At 72.9% G+C, this 19,203-nt stretch carries 16 protein-coding genes; 12 read left to right on the top strand and 4 right to left on the bottom strand.

Going from position 1 to position 19,203, the window contains the following annotated elements:
- Positions 1-90: 90 nt before the first annotated feature.
- On the top strand, positions 91-1,431 hold the full coding sequence (locus tag ACIQIB_RS00895) for a DUF6350 family protein (RefSeq protein WP_400756138.1): 1,341 nt from the start codon (positions 91-93) through the stop codon (positions 1,429-1,431).
- Between the two features lie 78 nt (positions 1,432-1,509).
- Here ACIQIB_RS00895 and ACIQIB_RS00890 read toward each other — a convergent pair whose 3' ends face one another.
- Positions 1,510-2,157 (bottom strand): hypothetical protein, encoded by a 648-nt coding sequence (locus ACIQIB_RS00890; protein ID WP_363605577.1) that lies wholly within the window; start codon positions 2,155-2,157, stop codon positions 1,510-1,512.
- 344 nt (positions 2,158-2,501) lie between these two features.
- On the opposite strand from ACIQIB_RS00890, the gene purN reads away from it, so the two are divergent.
- Together purN and purH are read left to right on the top strand one after the other, a co-directional pair.
- Positions 2,502-3,161, top strand: coding sequence for a phosphoribosylglycinamide formyltransferase (purN, locus tag ACIQIB_RS00885; RefSeq protein WP_363605578.1), 660 nt, complete (start codon positions 2,502-2,504; stop codon positions 3,159-3,161).
- Positions 3,158-4,735, top strand: a complete 1,578-nt coding sequence (purH, locus tag ACIQIB_RS00880) for a bifunctional phosphoribosylaminoimidazolecarboxamide formyltransferase/IMP cyclohydrolase (RefSeq protein ID WP_363605579.1) — start codon at positions 3,158-3,160, stop codon at positions 4,733-4,735. The genes purN and purH overlap by 4 nt, the downstream gene beginning before the upstream one ends.
- A gap of 75 nt (positions 4,736-4,810) precedes the next feature.
- On the opposite strand, the gene ACIQIB_RS00875 is transcribed toward purH, so the two are convergent.
- Entirely contained in the window at positions 4,811-5,572 is a 762-nt protein-coding gene (locus ACIQIB_RS00875; protein WP_400756136.1) for an RDD family protein, read from the bottom strand.
- A 455-nt stretch (positions 5,573-6,027) separates the two neighbouring features.
- On the opposite strand from ACIQIB_RS00875, the gene ACIQIB_RS00870 reads away from it, so the two are divergent.
- From ACIQIB_RS00870 to ACIQIB_RS00845, 6 genes are all read left to right on the top strand, one after another.
- On the top strand, positions 6,028-6,882 hold the full coding sequence (locus ACIQIB_RS00870) for a bifunctional methylenetetrahydrofolate dehydrogenase/methenyltetrahydrofolate cyclohydrolase (RefSeq protein WP_350593833.1): 855 nt from the start codon (positions 6,028-6,030) through the stop codon (positions 6,880-6,882).
- A 20-nt stretch (positions 6,883-6,902) separates the two neighbouring features.
- A complete protein-coding gene (locus tag ACIQIB_RS00865) occupies positions 6,903-7,331 on the top strand; it encodes a DUF3017 domain-containing protein (protein WP_363605582.1) in 429 nt (142 codons plus the stop codon).
- Between the two features lie 202 nt (positions 7,332-7,533).
- Positions 7,534-8,526: a malate dehydrogenase gene (locus ACIQIB_RS00860; RefSeq protein WP_363605583.1), complete on the top strand. Its 993-nt coding sequence runs from the start codon at positions 7,534-7,536 to the stop codon at positions 8,524-8,526.
- 131 nt (positions 8,527-8,657) lie between these two features.
- Positions 8,658-9,980 carry a hemolysin family protein gene (locus ACIQIB_RS00855; protein WP_363605585.1) on the top strand — a complete coding sequence of 441 codons (1,323 nt, stop codon included), beginning with the start codon at positions 8,658-8,660 and terminating at the stop codon, positions 9,978-9,980.
- Positions 9,981-10,010: 30 nt separating this feature from the next.
- Entirely contained in the window at positions 10,011-11,051 is a 1,041-nt protein-coding gene (trpS, locus tag ACIQIB_RS00850) for a tryptophan--tRNA ligase (RefSeq protein WP_363605586.1), read from the top strand.
- A complete protein-coding gene (locus ACIQIB_RS00845; protein ID WP_363605588.1) occupies positions 11,051-11,602 on the top strand; it encodes a 2'-5' RNA ligase family protein in 552 nt (183 codons plus the stop codon). Before trpS ends, ACIQIB_RS00845 begins: the two co-directional genes overlap by 1 nt.
- A gap of 115 nt (positions 11,603-11,717) precedes the next feature.
- Here ACIQIB_RS00845 and ACIQIB_RS00840 read toward each other — a convergent pair whose 3' ends face one another.
- On the bottom strand, positions 11,718-15,290 hold the full coding sequence (locus ACIQIB_RS00840) for a CDP-glycerol glycerophosphotransferase family protein (RefSeq protein ID WP_400756135.1): 3,573 nt from the start codon (positions 15,288-15,290) through the stop codon (positions 11,718-11,720).
- 173 nt (positions 15,291-15,463) lie between these two features.
- Here ACIQIB_RS00840 and ACIQIB_RS00835 point away from each other — a divergent pair, with 173 nt between their 5' ends.
- Both ACIQIB_RS00835 and ACIQIB_RS00830 read left to right on the top strand, forming a co-directional pair.
- Entirely contained in the window at positions 15,464-16,462 is a 999-nt protein-coding gene (locus ACIQIB_RS00835; RefSeq protein WP_400756134.1) for a glycosyltransferase family 2 protein, read from the top strand.
- 66 nt (positions 16,463-16,528) lie between these two features.
- Complete coding sequence (locus ACIQIB_RS00830; protein ID WP_400756132.1) at positions 16,529-17,491, top strand: YihY/virulence factor BrkB family protein; 963 nt, start codon at positions 16,529-16,531, stop codon at positions 17,489-17,491.
- 29 nt (positions 17,492-17,520) lie between these two features.
- Here the strand turns inward: ACIQIB_RS00830 and ACIQIB_RS00825 are convergent, their stop codons facing one another.
- Positions 17,521-18,720 carry a D-alanyl-D-alanine carboxypeptidase family protein gene (locus tag ACIQIB_RS00825; protein WP_400653117.1) on the bottom strand — a complete coding sequence of 400 codons (1,200 nt, stop codon included), beginning with the start codon at positions 18,718-18,720 and terminating at the stop codon, positions 17,521-17,523.
- Between the two features lie 142 nt (positions 18,721-18,862).
- On the opposite strand from ACIQIB_RS00825, the gene ACIQIB_RS00820 reads away from it, so the two are divergent.
- A complete protein-coding gene (locus tag ACIQIB_RS00820; RefSeq protein ID WP_400756130.1) occupies positions 18,863-19,120 on the top strand; it encodes an SCO4848 family membrane protein in 258 nt (85 codons plus the stop codon).
- Positions 19,121-19,203 lie beyond the last annotated feature (83 nt).

The raw sequence follows: 19,203 nt of genomic DNA, 5'->3' as shown, positions 1-19,203 counted from the left end.
CTGAAAATGCGCATAAGCTAATAATCTGGGACACGACGGCGGTTTGCCCCTTCACGGAGCATGGCGAGTCGCCTTGGCACCATGAGGCGCATGACGCAGCTGATGGGCCGTCCGATCCTGGAAGTGCCGGGCGAACTGGGCGCCAGACCCGTGCTGGCCGACCTGTTCGTCGGGGTGCGGACGGCGCTGCTCGGCCTGGCCGTGGTCGCGGTGCCGGTGCTCGGGCTCTGGGTGGTGACCCCGTACGCGGACGACGGTGCGCCCGGCGCCGCCCGGCTGGCCGGAGCGCTCTGGCTGCTCGGGCACGGCGCGCCGGTGCTGCGCGGGGGTGCGGACGCCCCGCTGACCGTCACCCCGCTGCTGCTCGGCCTGCTGGCGGTGGGTCAGCTCCACCGCATGGGCGCCCGGGTGGCGTCCCGCCGGGGCCTGCGGGCGCGCCGGAGCGGTCCGGTGGCGGTCTGGGCCGGCTACTGCGCGGTGGCGGCCGGGGTGGTGGTGCAGTGCTCGGGCGGCGGCGCGTTCCGCAGCCGGGTGCTGCCGGACGTGCTGGCGGTGGCGCTGCTGGCCGCCGCCGCGACCGCCGCGGGTGTCCGTTCGGTCCGGTCGGGGGAGCGCGGCCGGGCGTGCTGGTCGGCCTTCTACGGGCGGGTGCCGGTCTGGGCCCGCGCCACCGGCGGCGCGCCCGTGGTCCGTGCGGCGGCGCTGGCGGCCGGGGCGGCCCTGGTGGCCGCGGGCGGGGTGGTGGTCGCCGTGGCGGCGTTGCTGGACGCGGCGGCCGGCGGCGGGCGCGGGGCGACCCCGCTCGCCGGCGGCCCGGCCGCCGTGGCCGGACTGGTTCTGCTCAGTCTGGTCCTGCTGCCCAACGCCGTGCTCTGGGGCACGGCGTACGCGCTGGGCCCGGGCTTCGCCGCCGGGGCCGGGACGGTGGTGGCGCCGTCCGGCACGGTGCTGGGGCCGGTGCCCGAGTTCCCGCTGTTCGCGCTGCTGCCGGAGTCGGGCGCGGGCGGCTGGCGGCTGCTCGCCTGCCTGCTGCCCGCGCTGGCCGGGGTGGTGCCGGCCCTGCTGCTGGGCCGGGCGGCGGCCGGACGGCGCGGCGAGGGCGCCCCGTGGCATCCGGTCGCGACGGTCGCGGCGGTGCTGGCGACGGCGCTGCTGACCGGCGCCGCGGCGGCGGTGCTGGGCGGGTTCTCGGGCGGCGCGCTGGCCGGCGGCCGGATGGCTCGGCTGGGCCCGGTGCCGTGGCGGACGGGCCTGGCGGCCGCGGGCTGGGTCGCCGCGGTGGCGGTGCCGGGCGCGCTGCTGGTGCGGTTCGGGGCGCTGCGTGGTGGCCCGGCGCTCGCGGGTCGTGCGCGCCGGAGCGCGCTGGCGTTGCGCGCCCGGGCGTACGCGGTGGTGGTGCGGCTGGGCGGGCGCGCGGACGGCGCGGGCTGAGCCCTACCCGCCCCCCTGTCGCCGACCGTTCCCGCCGCCGACCGCCCCGGCCGACCTGCCCCCTCGACGGGCCGCTGCCTACTCGCCCTTGGTGGCGATGTCCACGTACCACTTGGGCGCGAGCCGGTCGCAGCCCTGCTCGCCGGTCGCGGTGAGCGAGTCCCGGACGCAGGTGACGTAGTCGTTGTAGTACAGGCTGAGCCCGATCACGCAGGACACGAAGACCACCGTCACCGCCCCGGTGAGCACACCGCCGAGCGCCGCCGGGGTCAGCGGGTTCGGCGTGGCGGGCACGGCGGCGGCCGCGGTGGGCGTGCCGCCGGTGGTGGTGCCGGTGGCCGGCTTGGGCGCCCGCATCGCGTTGACGCCCCAGAGGATGGCGAGCGCGCCGACGAACAGCGCGACGTAGTAGATCCCGGCGATCGCGCAGACCAGCGACGCCATCCCGGCCAGGGCCGCGTTGCGGGCCCGGCGCTGGGCCGGGTCGCCGGGGTCGAGCCGGGGCTGCTGCGGCGCGGGCGGCCGGGGGTGCCAGCCGCCGCCCTGGTGGCCCGGGCTCCACGGGTGCGGCGGCGGGACCTGCGGACGCTCCTCGGAGGCCGCGTCGTCGGGTGCCTCCCCGCCCTCGGCGGGCGGGGGAGTGCGCGGCTGCCACGGCTGGTCCGGGGCATCCGCCGGCGGCGGCGCGAAGGGGTTGCGCTCGCCGGTGTTGTCACCGCTGCTCATGGTTCAGCCATTCCTTCTCGGTTCGTGGGGCAGGTGCCCACGCACCCTATGATCCCGCAGCCGCGCGTGGGCCGATTCGGGGGCCCGCGGTCGGGGTCCGGATCCGCGGTGGGTGGTCCGGAGAGATCCCCGTCTCAACTACGCGCGTAGCGCCGTCCGGGTGTTTCGGAGGCCGTCCGACCAGCCGTTATCGTGGTGACGGTCAGCAGCTCACCCAGGTTCCCGCGGGCCCGCGTCGCGGCGGGTTTCCCGGGTGTTCCCCCTCGCTCGACCTGCCGTTCGTAGTGGCCCCACCGCCGGTGGACGTACCAGCGGGCGGCCCCTGACCTACGGAGAATCGCGCAGTGGCCGCCGCCCCCGCTCAGCTCTTCCCGCCCCGCAAGCCCGGACCGGCCCGCCTGGTGGTGCTGGTCTCCGGTTCGGGCACCAACCTGCAGGCGCTGATCGACGCCGTCGCCGATCCGGCCTTCGGAGCGGAGATCGTGGCCGTCGGCGCGGACCGCGACGCCATCGCGGGCCTGGAGCGCGCGGACCGCGCCGGCCTGCCGACCTTTGTGCACCGGGTGAAGGACTTCCCCGACCGGGCCGGCTGGGACCGCGCGCTGACCTCCTCCGTCGCGACGTACGAGCCGGACCTGGTGGTCACGGCAGGCTTTATGAAGATCCTCGGCCCCGGGTTCATCGAGGCCTTCGCCGGACGGATCGTCAACACCCACCCCGCACTGCTGCCGTCCTTCCCCGGTGCGCGCGGCGTCCCCGACGCGCTCGCGTACGGAGTGAAGGTCACCGGCTGCACCGTCCACCTGGTCGACGCCGGAGTGGACACCGGGCCGATCATCGCGCAGGGCGTCGTGGAGGTCACCGACGCCGACCACGCCGATGGCGGCGAAGCGCTGCACGAGCGCATCAAGACTGTCGAGCGCAAGCTGCTCGTCGACGTCGTGGGCCGGCTGGCCCGCGAGGGCCACCGCATCGAGGACCGAAAGGTATGGATCCCGGCATGAGTGCCAGCTCCACCACCCCCCCTGTCTCCGAGAACATCCGTCCGATCCGTCGTGCGCTGATCAGCGTGTACGACAAGACCGGTCTGGAGGAGCTGGCCCAGGGCCTGCACGCCGCCGGGGTCTCCATCGTCTCCACCGGCTCCACCGCCGGCCGGATCGCCGCCGCCGGTGTGCCGGTGACCGAGGTCTCCGAGCTGACCGGCTTCCCGGAGTGCCTGGACGGGCGCGTGAAGACGCTGCACCCCCGCGTGCACGCCGGCGTGCTCGCCGACCTGCGCCTGGAGTCGCACCGCGCCCAGCTGGCCGAACTGGGCGTCGAGCCCTTCGACCTGGTCGTGGTGAACCTCTACCCGTTCAAGGCCACGGTCGCCTCCGGCGCCACCCCGGACGAGTGTGTCGAGCAGATCGACATCGGCGGCCCGAGCATGGTCCGCGCCGCCGCCAAGAACCACCCGTCGGTCGCCGTCGTGGTCGACCCGGCCCGCTACGGCGACGTCCTGAAGGCCGCCCAGGAGGGCGGTTTCGACCTGGCCACCCGCAAGCGCCTGGCCGGTGCCGCGTTCGCGCACACCGCCGCGTACGACGTCGCGGTCGCCTCCTGGTTCGAGGCCGGCTACGCGCCCAGCGACGAGCGGTTCCCCGAGTTCCTGGGCGCCACCTGGGAGCGGCAGAACGTGCTGCGCTACGGCGAGAACCCGCACCAGGGCGCCGCGCTGTACGTGGACGGCACCGGGGGCCTGGCCGGCGCCGAGCAGCTGCACGGCAAGGAGATGTCGTACAACAACTACGTCGACACCGACGCCGCCCGCCGCGCCGCGTACGACCACGCCGAGCCGGCCGTCGCGATCATCAAGCACGCCAACCCGTGCGGCATCGCGACCGGCGCCGACGTCGCCGAGGCGCACCGCAAGGCACACGAGTGCGACCCGGTCTCCGCGTACGGCGGCGTGATCGCCGTCAACCGCCCGGTCACCGTCGAACTGGCCGAGCAGATCGCGCCGATCTTCACCGAGGTCGTCGTCGCCCCGGCGTACGAGGACGGCGCCGTCGAGGTGCTGGCCCGCAAGAAGAACCTCCGGGTGCTGCTCGCCCCCGAGGCACCGGCCAACCGCCAGGAGGTCCGCCCGATCTCCGGCGGCGTGCTGCTCCAGGACGCCGACCGGGTGCACGCCGCGGGCGACGACCCGGCGACCTGGACGCTGGCCACCGGCGAGGCGCTGACCGAGGCCGGGCTGGCCGAGCTGGCCTTCGCCTGGCGGGCCTGCCGGGCGGTCAAGTCCAACGCCATCCTGCTGGCCAAGGGCGGCGCCTCGGTGGGCGTCGGCATGGGCCAGGTCAACCGGGTCGACTCGGCGAAGCTCGCGGTCGAGCGGGCCGGCGAGCGGGCCAAGGGCTCGTACGCGGCCTCCGACGCGTTCTTCCCGTTCGCCGACGGCCTGCAGATCCTGATCGAGGGCGGCGTGAAGGCCGTGGTGCAGCCGGGCGGTTCGATCCGCGACGAAGAGGTGATCGCGGCCGCCGCCGAGGCCGGCGTGACCATGTACTTCACCGGCACCCGCCACTTCTTCCACTGATCCCGGTGACGGCGTGACAGAGCGGCCCGGTCCCCTCCGCGGAGGGGACCGGGCCGCTCTGTCGTGCGGTGCGCGTTACTTCTTGATCACCAGGGTGCCGGCGGCACGGTCGTGCCAGCCCTGCAGCTTCCCGGAGTTGTCGAAGAACGGCGACAGGTACACCAGCAGGGCGCCGATGTAGCAGAGGATGCCGCCGACGATCGGGATGATGAAGCGGATGAAGCCGCCGCCGACGCCGGGGTGCCCGCCGTTGCTCTCCTTGACGACCCGCAGGCCCATCGCCATCTTGCCGAGCGTGGCGCCCGCGAGGGAGACCATCAGCCACTCGTACAGCAGGTTGAACGCGGCCAGCAGCCCGAAGCCGATCAGGAAGGTCACCGCGATGCCGTTGGCGGCGTCCTGGTTCTGGGCCACGCAGTCGTTGTACGCCGTCAGGTTGCCCGGGGTGTAGACGCAGTCCTTCTGGTCCTTGGCGATGCCCACCGCGCTGGCCAGGCCGAGCGCCGCCGCCAGCGCGAAGACCGCGCCGACCGCCGCGAAGTCGATCAGCCGGGCCAGGAACCGCTGGCCCATGGTGGCGATCTTCACCGTGCCCAGGTGCGCGATGTTGATGTAGCCGTTGTTGGCCTGGATGGTGCCCGGCATCGGCGCGTACCCGTACGCCTGCTGCTGCGGCGGCTGCTGGGGGTAGCCGTATCCGGCGGCCGGCGGGGCCTGCTGGGGGTAGCCGTATCCGGCGGCCGGCGGGGCCTGCTGCGGGTAGCCGTACCCGGGCGGCTGCTGCGGCGGCGGGGGCTGCTGGCCGTACGGGTTGTTCGGGTCGGACGGGTAGCTCATCGATGCCTCCGGGCAGGATGGGGACGTGGGGACGGGACAGCGGAGGACCCGGGACGGACCGGAGGGACGGACCACCGGCCGGACGGGACAGTAGCGGAGCGCACTGACAGGGCGGCGCGGATGCCCGGCGCCGGACGCGGCTCAGCGACGTGGGAACAGGAGCATCGACGGCCGCGGTTCTGACAACGCGATGCCGCGGTGGTCGGGCGGCACTGTCTGGTCTGGTCGGCTCACTGGTTCTTTCCCCCGGTTACGCCCCCGCCGGTGTTCCGTCGGCCCGTCACAGGGCCGGAAGCGGCGGGGAATGCCCGCATATCGTCAACCGGGCGGCCGGGCGATGTCCAGCCGTGCCCGCGCGCCGGACCGGACTGTGGCGCAACCGCAACGTGCTCAGCATGTCCGGTACCCGCCGGGGCCTGGCACGGACGGCCGCCCCGATCCGGGAGAATGGGCTCATGACTGCCCAGATTCTCGATGGCAAGGCCACCGCCGCCGCGATCAAGTCCGAACTCGCCGCCCGCGTGGCGGCCCTCAAGGCCAAGGGCGTCACGCCCGGCCTCGGCACCGTCCTGGTCGGCGACGACCCGGGCAGCCGCTGGTACGTCAACGGAAAGCACAAGGACTGCGCCGAGGTCGGCATCGCCTCGATCCAGCGCGAGCTGCCCGCCACCGCCACCCAGGAGGACGTCGAGAACGTCGTCCGCGAGCTCAACGCCGACCCGGCCTGCACCGGCTACATCGTCCAGCTCCCGCTGCCCAAGGGCCTCGACCAGAACCCGGTCCTGGAGCTGATGGACCCGGACAAGGACGCGGACGGCCTGCACCCCACCTCGCTCGGCCGGCTGGCGCTGGGCATCGAGGGGCCGCTGCCCTGCACCCCGCTCGGCATCGTCGAGCTGCTGCGCCGGCACGGCGTCGAGATCAACGGCGCCGAGGTGGTCGTGATCGGCCGCGGCGTCACCGTCGGCCGCTCGATCGGCCTGCTGCTCACCCGCCGGAGCGAGAACGCCACCGTCACCCTCTGCCACACCGGCACCCGTGACCTCGCCTACCACCTGCGCAAGGCCGACATCGTCGTGGCCGCGGCCGGTGTGCCGCACCTGGTCAAGCCGGAGGACGTCAAGCCGGGCGCCGCCGTGCTGGACGTCGGCGTCAGCCGCAGCGAGGGCAAGATCGTCGGGGACGTGCACCCGGGCGTGGCCGAGGTGGCCGGCTGGATCTCCCCGAACCCCGGCGGCGTCGGCCCGATGACCCGTGCCATGCTGCTCAACAACATCGTCGAGGCGGCCGAGCGCCGCGCCGGCATCTGACACCGGGGGAGCGGCCAGGCATGAGCGAACCCCGACCGGTGCGGACCCGGCGCAGGCCGCCGGTCAAGACCACCGGCACCCTGCCGCCCGAGGGCTCGGCGGCGGCCCTGGGCCGTGAACACGCCCTGCCGGTCCGCCAGTGGCCGATAACGCTGGTCCTGCTGGTGGTCGGCGCCGGGCTCGCGGTCACCTGGTTCGCCGACTTCAAGGACGGCTTCAAGTACGGGCTGCTGATCCTCGGCGGCGGTGTGCTGCTCGGCGCGGTGCTGCGGCTGGTCCTGCCCGAGGTCGGCATGCTGGCGGTGCGCAGCCGCTTCACCGACGTGATCGTGCTGACCTTCCTCGGCGTGTCGATCGTGCTGCTGACCCTGGTGGCCCAGCCCAACCCGTGGCTGGAGATGCCGTTGCTGGACAACATCGGCAACCTGATCGGCCGTCCCAAGCACTGAGCGGTCCGGCCCCAGGCGGCCCCTGCCCGGCATCCCGGGCGGGGGCCGCCGCCGTCTGTGACCTATCTGCCACGACCGCACCCGCGGCGTACGCTTCCCTTTGCGATAACCTGACGCCGGTCTCTCGATGTCGAGAGACCGTCCTCGGCTCCAGTGCGCCGGTGTGCCTGGGGCACCTGGCGATTTGCTGGAGAAGGTAGAAATGACCCGCACCCCCGTCAACGTCACCATCACCGGAGCGGCCGGCCAGATCGGCTACGCGCTGCTCTTCCGCATCGCCTCGGGCCACCTGCTCGGCGCCGACGTGCCGGTGAACCTGCGCCTCCTGGAGATCCCGCAGGGCCTCAAGGCCGCCGAGGGCACCGCGATGGAGCTCATCGACTGCGCCTTCCCGCTGCTGCGCGACATCAAGATCACCGACAACGCGGGCGAGGCCTTCGACGGCGCCAACGTCGCCCTGCTGGTCGGCGCCCGTCCGCGCACCGCGGGCATGGAGCGCGGCGACCTGCTGCAGGCCAACGGCGGCATCTTCGGTCCGCAGGGCAAGGCCATCAACGACCACGCCGCGGACGACATCAAGGTCCTGGTCGTCGGCAACCCGGCCAACACCAACGCCCTGATCGCCCAGCGCAACGCCCCGGACGTGCCGGCCGAGCGTTTCACCGCGATGACCCGTCTGGACCACAACCGCGCGGTCGGCCAGCTGGCCATCAAGACCGGCGCCACCGTGGCCGACATCAAGAAGGTCACCATCTGGGGCAACCACTCCGCGACCCAGTACCCGGACGTGTTCCAGGCCGAGATCGCCGGCAAGCCCGCCTTCGAGGCCATCGGCAGCGACCAGGCCTGGCTGACGGAGACCTTCATCCCGACCGTCGCCAAGCGCGGCGCCGCCATCATCGAGGCCCGTGGCGCCTCCTCGGCCGCCTCGGCCGCCAACGCCGCCATCGACCACGTCCACACCTGGGTCAACGGCACCGCCGAGGGCGACTGGACCTCGATGGGTGTCGTCTCCGACGGCTCCTACGGTGTCCCGGCCGGCCTGATCTCCTCCTTCCCGGTCACCACCAAGGACGGCTCCTTCGAGATCGTCCAGGGCCTGGAGATCTCCGACTTCTCCCGCGCCCGCATCGACGCCTCGGTCCAGGAGCTGACCGAGGAGCGCGACGCGGTCCAGGAGCTGGGCCTCATCTGAGCCCCGCCACCACGGAACGTCCGACGGCCCGCCGCCTCTCCGGAGGAGGCGGGCCGTCGTGCGGACCGGCCGCCGGCCGGTCCACGCGGCGTCCCGTCCCCGGCCGCCGGCCGGTCCTACACTGACCCGCTGTGACCGAAACCCTCGAGGACGCGGCGCTCGTCCTCGTCTTCATCATGCTGGGCGGGCTGTTCAACGTCGCCGAGATCTCGCTGATCTCGCTGCGCGAGGGCCAGATCAGATCGCTGGCGGCGCGCGGCACCCGCAGATCCGCCCGGGCCGCGCACCTCGCGGCCGACCCGAACCGGTTCCTGGCCGCCGTCCAGGTCGGCGTGACCTGCATGGGCTTCCTGTCCGCCGCCTTCGGCGCGGACACCCTGGCCGGCAAGGTGGCGCCGCTGTTCGTCCGGGCCGGGCTCTCCGAGGGCGTCGCCGACGCCCTCGCCCTGGTCGGGCTGACCCTGCTGATCAGCTACGCCTCGCTGGTGCTCGGCGAGCTCACCCCCAAGCGGATCGGCCTCCAGCGGGCCGACTCCATCGCCGTGCTCGCCGCACCGGTGGTGGACGTGATGTCGGTGGCGCTGCGCCCGGTGATCTGGCTGCTCGGGCACTCCACCAACCTGATGGTCCGCCTGCTCGGCGGTGACCCGGCGGCCGGGCGCGGCTCGATGAGCTCCGAGGAGCTGCGCGGCCTGGTCGCCACCAACACCGAACTCGGCAGTGACGAAAGGGCGTTGATCGCGGACGTGTTCTCCGCCGGGGAGCGCCAGCTGCGCGAGGTGATGGTCCCGCGCACCGAGGTGACCTTCCTGGACGCCGAACGCCCGCTGGCCGAGGTCCGCGAGCAGGCCGACTCCTCCCCGCACTCGCGCTACCCGGTGGTCGAGGGCAGCTACGACGCGGTGACCGGCTTCGTCCACGTCCGCGACCTCTACGGCGCCCGCGGCGAGCAGGCCGTGAAGGTCCGCGACCTGGCCCGCCCGGTCAAGCTGCTGCCCGGCACCAAACGGGTGCTGGCGGCGATGGGCGAGATGCGCCGTGAGGGCCATCACCTGGCGATCGTGGTGGACGAGTACGGCGGCACCGCCGGCATCGTCACCCTGGAGGACCTGGTCGAGGAGGTGATCGGCGAGATCCGCGACGAGTACGACTCCCAGGAGCCCACCACCACCCGCCGGCTGGCCGGCGGCGGCATGGAGCTGGACGGCCTGCTGAACCTGGGCGACTTCGCCGAGGAGACCGGCGTCGCCCTGCCCGAGGGCCCGTACGAGACGGTGGCCGGCTGCCTGGTGGCGGCGCTCGGCCGGCTGCCGGCCGACGGCGACCACGTCCGGATCGCCGACGGGGCCGACGGCGTCCTGCTGACGGTGGCGAAGCTGGAGGGCCGCCGGATCGCCCGGGTCAGGGTGAGTGCCGTCACACTGCCGGAACCTCCCGGGGCAGAGGTTTCCTGACCGGTCGGTGGAACTGGAACAATGACCCCCATGGTCAACGCAGCGGTCACTGGTCCGGTCAAGGACCGTCCCCGGGTGCTCTCCGGCATCCAGCCCACCTCCGGCTCGTTCCACCTCGGCAACTATCTCGGCGCGGTGCGCCAGTGGGTCGATCTCCAGGAGGCCAACGACGCCTTCTACATGGTGGTCGACCTGCACGCGATCACCGTCGAGCAGGACCCGGCGACGCTGCGCCAGAACACCAGGATCTCCGCCGCCCAGTTGCTCGGCGCGGGCCTGGACCCGGAGCACTGCACCCTGTTCGTCCAGTCCCACGTGCCCGAGCACGCGCAGCTCGCCTGGGTGATGAACTGCCTCACCGGCTTCGGCGAGGCCGCCCGGATGACCCAGTTCAAGGACAAGTCCGCCAAGCAGGGCAGCGACCGCACCTCGGTCGGCCTCTTCACCTACCCGGTCCTCCAGATCGCCGACATCCTGCTCTACCAGGCGGACGCGGTGCCCGTCGGCGAGGACCAGCGCCAGCACCTGGAGCTCACCCGTGACCTCGCGGAGCGCTTCAACACCCGCTACCGGCCCACCTTCACGGTGCCCAAGCCGTACATCCTCAAGGAGACGGCCAAGATCCTGGACCTCCAGGACCCGGGCGCCAAGATGAGCAAGTCCGCCTCCTCGGCCAAGGGCCTGGTGAACCTGCTGGACGACCCGAAGGCGAGCGCCAAGAAGTTCAAGAGCGCCGTCACCGACACCGGCACCGTCGTCTCCTACGACGAGGAGGAGAAGGCCGGCGTCTCCAACCTGCTGCGCATTCACTCCGCGCTCAGCGGCCAGTCGATCGACCAGCTGGTCGCGCACTTCGAGGGCCGGATGTACGGCGCCCTGAAGACCGAGCTGGCCGAGCTGTTCACCGAGTGGGTGACGCCCTTCCAGCAGCGCACCCACACCTTCCTGGACGACCCGGCCGAGCTGGACCGGGTGCTGGCGATCGGGGCCGAGAAGGCCCGCGCGGTGGCGTCGCAGACGCTGGAGACGGTGTACGACCGGATCGGCTTCCTCCCGGCCGCCAAGCGGTGATGCCGCTCGCGAGCCTGCCCGGTGGTGGCGACCTCCCCGAGGTCGTCACCATCGGCGTGTCCGTGAGCGTCCCGGATCCGTACGGCTCGGCGATCCAGGACGCGCGGGCCGGGCACGGCGATCCGCTGGCCCGGTCGATACCCACGCACGTCACGCTGCTGCCGCCGACCGAGGTGCCGGCCGCGCTGCTGCCGAAGATCGAAGAGCACCTGGCGGCGGTGGCCGCCGCGCACCGGCCGTTCCGGATGGTGCTGCGGGGCGGCGGCAGCTTCCGCCCGGTCTCGCCGGTGGTCTTCGTCCGGGTCGAGGAGGGCACGCAGGAGTGCCGGCTGCTGGAGGCGGACATCCGCTCCGGCCCGCTGGCCCGGGAGCTGGCCTTCCCCTACCACCCGCACGTCACGGTGGCGCACGGCCTGTCGGACGACGTGCTGGACCAGGCCCACGAGCAGGCCCGGGCCTTCCAGGCGTCCTTCCCGGTGCCGGGGTTCGGCCTCTCCCGGTTCGACGCCGACGAGGTCTGGCGGCCCTGGCGGGGCTACTCCTTCGCCTGACCGGAGGCCGGCCCGCCCCGGATCCGCGAGCGTGTGGCCGGCCGCCGGAGAGCGCCGAGGCGCCCGACGCGGTCGTCGCGTCGGGCGCCTCGGAGGGTGCGGCGGAGCGCCGCCGCTACTCCTGCCGGAGCATGCCGTCCACCACGCGGGCGGCGGCCTGGCCGTCGTCCAGGTCGCAGTACGCCTCGCGGAACGCCGTGTACTTGCCGGCGTACTCGCCGGCCAGCTCGTCCACCCGGCCCAGCGCGGCGACCAGCTCCTCGGAGGTGGCCAGCAGCGGGCCGGGCGCCTCCGACTCGAAGTCGATGCTGAAGCCGCGCAGGTTGTCGCGGTAGTGCTCCAGGTCGTACGTGAAGAACAGCATCGGCTTGCCGGTCGCGGCGAAGTCGAACACCGTCGCCGTGTAGTCGGTGACCAACACGTCGGCGACCAGCAGCAGTTCGGCCATGTCGGGGTAGCTGCCCACGTCCCAGATGTAGCCGTTTCCGGCGCCGGGGATCTGACCGCACATCACGCTGTGCCGGCGCACCAGCAGCACCTGGTCGTCGCCGAGGGCGGCCTTGGCGGCCTCCAGGTCGATCCGCAGGTCCAGCTGGTAACCGCCGTTCGGACGGCGGCGGTCCTCCCGGAAGGTCGGCGCGTACAGCACCACCTTCTTGCCCTCGGGCAGACCGAGCCGCCCGCGGACCTGCTCGGCGGTCTTCTCCCGGTCGGGGGCGAACAGCAGGTCGTTGCGCGGCGAACCGCTCTCCAGGATCTCGCCCTTGAAGTCGAACGCGCGGCGCAGCACCGGCGCCGCGAAGCGGCTCCCGGCGACCAGCAGGTTCCAGTTCGGGACCTCCTTGGCGACGTCCTTCAGGTAGTTGGCGTCGGTGAACCAGATCTTCTCGAAGTCGTACCCGATCTGCTTCAGCGGGCTGCCGTGCCAGGTCTGCACGACCACCTGGCCGGGGCGGCGGACGAAGAAGTCCGGCAGGTGCGCGCTGGTGACGATGTACTTGGCGGTGGCCAGCGCCTCGAACCACTCGGGGCTCCAGAGCCGGATCGCGCCGGTCGTCTGCGGCAGTTCGGCCTGCAGGTCGTCGCTGCCCCACAGGTGCTCCAGCGGCAGGCCCCGGCGGACCAGCTCCTCGTGGATCGCCCGCGGCGAGTCCGCGTAGAGCCCGCCGAGCGCGACGTTGTAGAGCACGGTGTCGCGCAGCGGGTGCCGGCGGGCGGCCGGGTAGTCGACACCGCGCAGCTGGCGCTGCCGGTAGCCGCTGCGCTCCTCGGGCAGCAGCGCGGAGTGCGACTCCAGCGAGAGGCCGTCGTAGTGGCGGCGCTCCAGCACGATCCGCTTGCCGCGCGACTCCACCTCCAGCGGCAGCGAGCCGAAGCACTCGGGCGCGATCAGCGCGGGAGACTGCGCGGTGATGCCGGCCTGGGCGCCGACCGGGCGGAAGAAGACGTCCCAGGTGCCCTGGGCGAGCGGCACCCGGCCGGCGAAGGAGGCCGTCGGCACCGGCGGCAGCGCGGCCCGGAACCGGCCGTCCGCGATCTCCACCGGGTACGCGTGCTCCTCCTCCCGCCAGTTGTGCCGGACCACCAGCTCCCAGCGGTGCGTGCCGGGCAGCGGGAAGGTGCCGCTGAGCAGGAAGCCGTCGGCGCCGCGGGAGGCGACCTCCTCCACCACCGGCTGCAGCAGCTGGTCGGAGAGCTGGAGGTAGCCGCCGGGGGAGGGCTTGGAGTACAGCGCGCGGCGCTCGTGGACCGGGGCCAGCGGGTTCAGCGCGAGGTGCAGCCGCTCGGGGGCGCTGCGGTCGTCCAGCGCCACCGGGACGGTGGAGCCGTCGGCGAGCAGCAGGGCGGTGTCCCAGCGGTCGCGGCTGCGCTCGTTGGCGACCGGGTCGAGCGCGGCCCAGGCCTCGCGGACGGCGGTCAGCTCGTCCACCGGGAAGGAGGTGCTGAACGGCTGGAGCATCCCGACGGGGGTACCGAGCTCCAGCGGGTACAGCAGCTCGCGGTCGGACTCGACGTGGGTGAGCTTGAACCGGGCCCCGGCGAGGTCCGGGCCGGAGCGGGCCGCGCCGGAGAGCTCCACCCGGCCGCCCTGTCCGGCCAGGCCGGTCACCCGGGCGCGCACGTTCTCCACCCGCAGGTAGACGTGGCCGTCGCGGACCCACGGCACGATCCGCACGTCCGGCTCGACCCAGTGCGCCGGGATGTACTGCGCGGTGTCGCTCCAGCCGGCCGAGATCCGGCCCTTGTAGACGCCGCCCTTGCCGGCGCCGGCCACCAGCACCCGCCAGTTGCCGTCCTTCCACTGGCCCCGCTGCTTCAGCCGCTTGGGGTCGATGCTGGCGGTGAAACCGGCCCAGTCGCAGTTGTACAGGTCGTGCTTGGAGCTGGCGGTGGCCTCCGGGCTGTACTGCGCCTTCGTCGGCACGGCCAGCACCCGGCGGCCCTTGGCCTCGCGCAGCACCAGCACCTTGACCATGTCGTGCCGGTTCTCGGCACCGAGCTGCTCCGGGTAGGCGTGCCCGGTCAGCTGGAGCCTGCCGCCGACCCAGGCCGACTCGTACAGCCGGCTGCGCATGACCAGCGAGTTGTCCAGCTTGAGGACGCCGGCCGGCACGCTCTTGCGCCCGCCGCGCAGGAACGGGTAGTCGGCGTACGGGCGCAGCAGGCCGCGCGCCGGAGCGCCGCCGTTGCTCTCGCCCTCGAACTTCATCTGCTCGACGAACTCGTCGATCCGGCCCTGGAGGGTCAGGTGGTACTTCAGCCGCAGCGGCGCGCGCAGCTTGCGGACGTGCTCGGGGCCGATCGCCCGGAGCAGCCGGCTGACGTGCTTGAGGTAGGCGTCCCGGTACTCCTTGTCGCCGTCCACGACGGACCAGAAGAACATCGGGATCTCCTCGACGAGGGTGTTCTCGTCGTAGGAGTGCAGGTACTGGGCGAAGCGCGGGTCGGTCTGCTTCTTCAGCCAGCCGCGGACCAGCTCCACCGAGGCCACCCGGTCGATCAGGCCCTTGGGGTTGGTGCGCATCTGCGTGATCGACATCTCGCCGACCTCGCGCTCACGCCAGTGGTAGATCGGCTCGGAGAGCACGTCCACGCTCTTGGCGAGGTAGTGGTGCGGCACGCTGACCGGGGCGTCCTCGTACAGGATGCCCTCGGGGTAGAGCAGGCCGGCCGCGTCGAAGAAGGAACGGCGGTACACCTTGTTCCAGGCCGTGCGGTCGGTGACCAGCGCGGGGATCTCGGTGATGTGGGTCTTGAGCCTGGTCTCCTTGAACGGCTTCACATGGCCGCCGGACTGGTAGTAGCCCACCGCGCGGAACCGCAGCACGTTGCCGGTGGCGAAGTCGGAGCCGGTCTCGTCCAGCGTGTTGATCATCAGCTCGTACGCGCTCGGCGGCATCGAGTCGTCGCTGTCGACGAAGCAGAGGAACTCGGAGTCCGGGTCGATGTGGCGGATACCCGTGTTGCGGGCCGCGCCGAGGCCCTTGTTCACCTGGCGGACCAGGCGGAACCGGGAGTCCTTGGCCGCGTACGCATCGGCGAGCGCCGCGCTGCCGTCCTTCGAACCGTCGTCGACCATGACGCACTCGAAGTCCGTGAAGGTCTGGGCGGCGATCGAGTCGAGGCATTCGACGAGATAGCGCTCGACGTTGTAGATCGGAACGACGATGGAGAGGCGGGGAGCCATCGGCTACGCAGGCCTTTCTTGGGAAGGAGCGTGGCAGCCCGGTCGGGTCTGACCGCACTTTGAACCGGTGCGTACGTGCCCGTCGATCCTACCGTCCGGCCTTCCGGGCCCCCGGGCCGCCGGAGGCCGGACGCGATGGGCCCGGGCCGGGGCCCGGCCACTACGCTGTGCCCATGCCCCGCTTCAGCGTCATCGTCCCCGTCTACCAGGTCCAGGAGTACCTCACCGAGTGCCTCGACTCCGTGCTCGGCCAGGGCGGACCGGACCTCGAACTGATCGCGGTGGACGACCGCTCCCCGGACGGCTGCGGCGCGATGCTCGACGAGGCCGCCGCGCGCGACCCCCGCGTCCGGGTGCTCCACCTGCCGGAGAACGTCGGCCTCGGCCGGGCCCGAAACGCCGGCCTGGCGGTCGCCACCGGCGAGTACGTGGTCTTCCTGGACAGCGACGACACGCTCACCCCCGGCCTGCTGAAGGCCGTCGACGACCGGCTCGCGGCCGGCGGCGACCCGGACATCCTGGTCTACGACTACGCCCGCACCTACGCCGACGGCCGGATCACCCGGGCCGCCTCGGCCCACGTCTTCGGCGCCGCCTCCCCGGAGGTCTTCGGCCTCGCCGCCCGCCCCGACCTGCTCGACCTGCTCCAGGTGGTCTGGAACAAGGCGTACCGCCGCGGCTTCATCACCGAACAGGGCCTCACCTTCCCCGCGGGCTACTACGAGGACACCCCCTGGACGTACCCGGCGCTGCTGGCCGCCGCGAGCATCACCCTGCTCGACCAGGTCGGAGTGCACTACCGCCAGCGCCAGGAGGGCGGCAACATCCTCGCCACCGCCAGCCGCAAGCACTTCGACGTCTTCGCCCAGTACGACCTGGTCTTCGCCTTCCTGGACGGCCGCCCCGACCTGGACCACTGGCGCCCGGTGGTCTACGGCCGGATGCTGCACCACCTCAACACCGTGGTCTCCAGGCCGGGCCGGATCCCGCCCGGTGACCGCCGCGAGTACTTCCGCCGGGCCGCCGCGCACTGCGCCCGGCTGCGCCCGGCCGGCTACCGGCCGCCGGCCGGGGTGGCCGGCCTGCGCACCGAGCTGCTCAGCCAGGGCCGCTACGGCACCTACCAGACGGTCCGCGCGCTCGGCCGGGCCCGCCGCCTGGTGGGCCGCTGACCCTTTGTCGGGGGCGGGCCGGGGAGCCTGACGACCGTTCGGGTGAGCGGCCGGTATAACCGGACGGTGGACTTTCTCACCCGCCTCCCGGTGATCGGCCCGCTCGTCGCCCGGCTCCTGCGCAGCCGCCCGTACCGGGTGTACGAGCACTTCAGCGCCGCCCGCGGCAACCGGCTCGCCGGGGCGGTCACCTTCTTCGGCTTCCTCGCGCTGTTCCCGCTGCTCACCGTGGCGCTGGCGATCGCGGTCGCGACCCTCACCGACAGCCGGGTCGCCGACATCGAGAAGCGCGTCTCCGACCAGCTGCCCGGCATCTCGGACGCGCTCAACCTGCCGTCGCTGGTGGCCAACGCCGGTACCGTCGGGCTGGTCAGCGGCCTGTTGCTGCTGGTTTCCGGCCTCGGCTGGGTGGACACCATGCGCACCTCGATCCGGGACATCTGGCAACTGCCCGAGGACGACGGCAACCCGGTGCTGCGCAAGGCCTGGGACTGCGCGGTGCTGTTCGGCCTCGGCGTGGTCTCGCTGTTCTCGCTGGCCGCCTCGGCCGCCGGGACGACCCTGGCGGGCCGGATCGCCGACTGGATCGGCCTGGGCACCGGCGGGCCCGGCGGCTATCTGCTGACCGCCGTCGGCCTGCTCATCGCGGTCGCCTCCGACACCCTGCTCTTCGCCTACCTGCTGGCGCCCTTCCCCCGGATCGGCGGCCAGCACCGGCGTGACGTGCTGCAGGGCGCGCTGATCGGCGCGGTCGGCTTCGAGCTGCTGAAGATCCTGCTCGCCTCCTACCTGGGATCGGTCGCCGGCAAGAGCCTGTACGGGGCCTTCGGCGTGCCGGTGGCGCTGCTCCTGTGGATCAACTTCGTCAGCCGGCTGCTGATGTACTGCGTCGCCTGGACGGCCCTGGCCGACCCGGCCGCCGCCCGGGACCGGGCCCGCGAGCGGGGCCGGGCGATGCTGACGGAGGCGGACCGGGCCGGGGCGGCCGCGGCGGAGCAGGGGAAGGCCCGGCCTCAGGATCAGGGCTGAGGCCGGGCCGCACGGGCTCCCCCACCGGATCAGTCGGCGTGGACGCGCCGCCAGAGCAGGACCAGCGCCCCGCCGCCGACCACCACGAAGGCCAGGGCGATCCCCAGCCGGCCGGCCAGGCCGATCCCGGACTCCCCGTCGGCGCCGGCCGCCGGCTGGGCCGCCGTCGAGGTGCGCGGCGGCGGCGCGGGCTGGCCGGTGGTGCCGCCCGCCTGCCCGGTCGGTGTGGGCTCGACGCCGTCGGCCGGGGCCTCGTCCACCAGCCGCCCGACCGGGGTGACCTTGCCGGCCGCCGCGAAGCCCCAGTCCAGCAGCGCCGCCGTCTCGTCGTAGACCTTCTGGTAGGTGTCCGGGTGCATCACCGTCACCAGCAGGGTGCGCCCGTTCCGTTGGGCCGCGCCGACGAAGGTCGAACCGGCGTTGGTGGTGAAACCGTTCTTCACCCCGATCAGGCCGGGGTACTTGCCGAGCAGCCGGTCGGTGTTGGCGATCCCGAAGCTGCCGCGCTGGCCGGTGTTCTTGTCGACCGCGCCGGGGAACTGGGCCTCCCGGGTGGCGCAGTACGTCCGGAAGTCGGGATTGCGCAGGCCGGACCGGGCGAACAGGGTGAGGTCGTAGGCGGAGGAGACCTGGCCGTCCATGTCGTAGCCGTCGGGCGAGATCACCCTGGTGTCGCGGGCCTGGAGGGCGTCCGCGCGGGCCTGCATCTCGGTCACGGTCTGCCGGATGCCGCCGTTCATATGGGCCAGGACGTGCACCGCGTCGTTGCCCGAGCTCAGGAACACCCCGCGCCACAGGTCCTCGACCCGGTACTCCAGGTTCTCCTTGATGCCGACCAGGCTGCTGCCGGCGCCGATCCCGGTGATCTCCTCGTCGCGGACCTTGTGCACCGTGTTGCGGTCGAACTTGGGCAGCACGGTGTCGGCGAAGAGGATCTTCAGGGTGCTGGCCGGGGCGAGCCGCAGATGCGGATTGCTGGCCGCCAGCACGTCTCCTGACGCCGCGTCGGCGACTATCCAGGACTGCCCGGTGAGGCCGCCCGGTAACGCGGGGGCGCCGGCCAGTGGGGCCACCTGGGCCCCGGGGAGCCCCAGCCGTTCGCCGCCCACCGCGGCCGGCGGGGGAGCGGGTGCGTACGGGGCCGCGACGGCGGAGGGGGTGGCCAGGAGGGTCGGGAGGGCCGCGGCGACCGCGGCGAGCAGGTGCGTGAGCTTACGGCGAGTGGGCACCAGCAGACCGTACCCACTCCGGGGATTCGTTGTTCGCCACTCCGGCTCTGTCCCCCGCAGGAGGGGCCCGCCGTACGCCGACCGGCCGCCCGCGCATACTGGGAGCACACCGTCTGCACACCGCCGCCCGCCGAGGACCACCATGAAGCTCAGCCGCCGTACCTCCTGGTTCCTGACCGCCTTCGGCGTCTGGTCCATGATCATCTGGACTACCTTCGTCAAGAACCTCTGGAAGGACTCCGGCGGCCAGGCCTTCACCAATGGCGACCACTCCCAGCCCACCGCCTTCTTCTGGATCCACCTCCTGCTGGCCGTCACCTCCTTCGTTCTCGGCGTCCTGGTCGGCACCGTCGGCGTCCGCGGCCTGCGCGCGACCCGCCGCACCCTGGCCACCGACTGACCGGTTTATTCCTGTTGCGGGGCCGCCCGGGCCGCTGGCAGGATCCCCACCGCTTGATCACATATCGAATCTGTCTTCGATTT

Origin of the sequence: Kitasatospora sp. NPDC092286 (genome assembly GCF_044755565.1) — a bacterium.
In the GTDB taxonomy this organism is placed as follows: domain Bacteria; phylum Actinomycetota; class Actinomycetes; order Streptomycetales; family Streptomycetaceae; genus Kitasatospora.
Note: the sequence above shows the minus strand (reverse complement) of the source record. Positions and strands in the feature narration are given on the sequence as shown.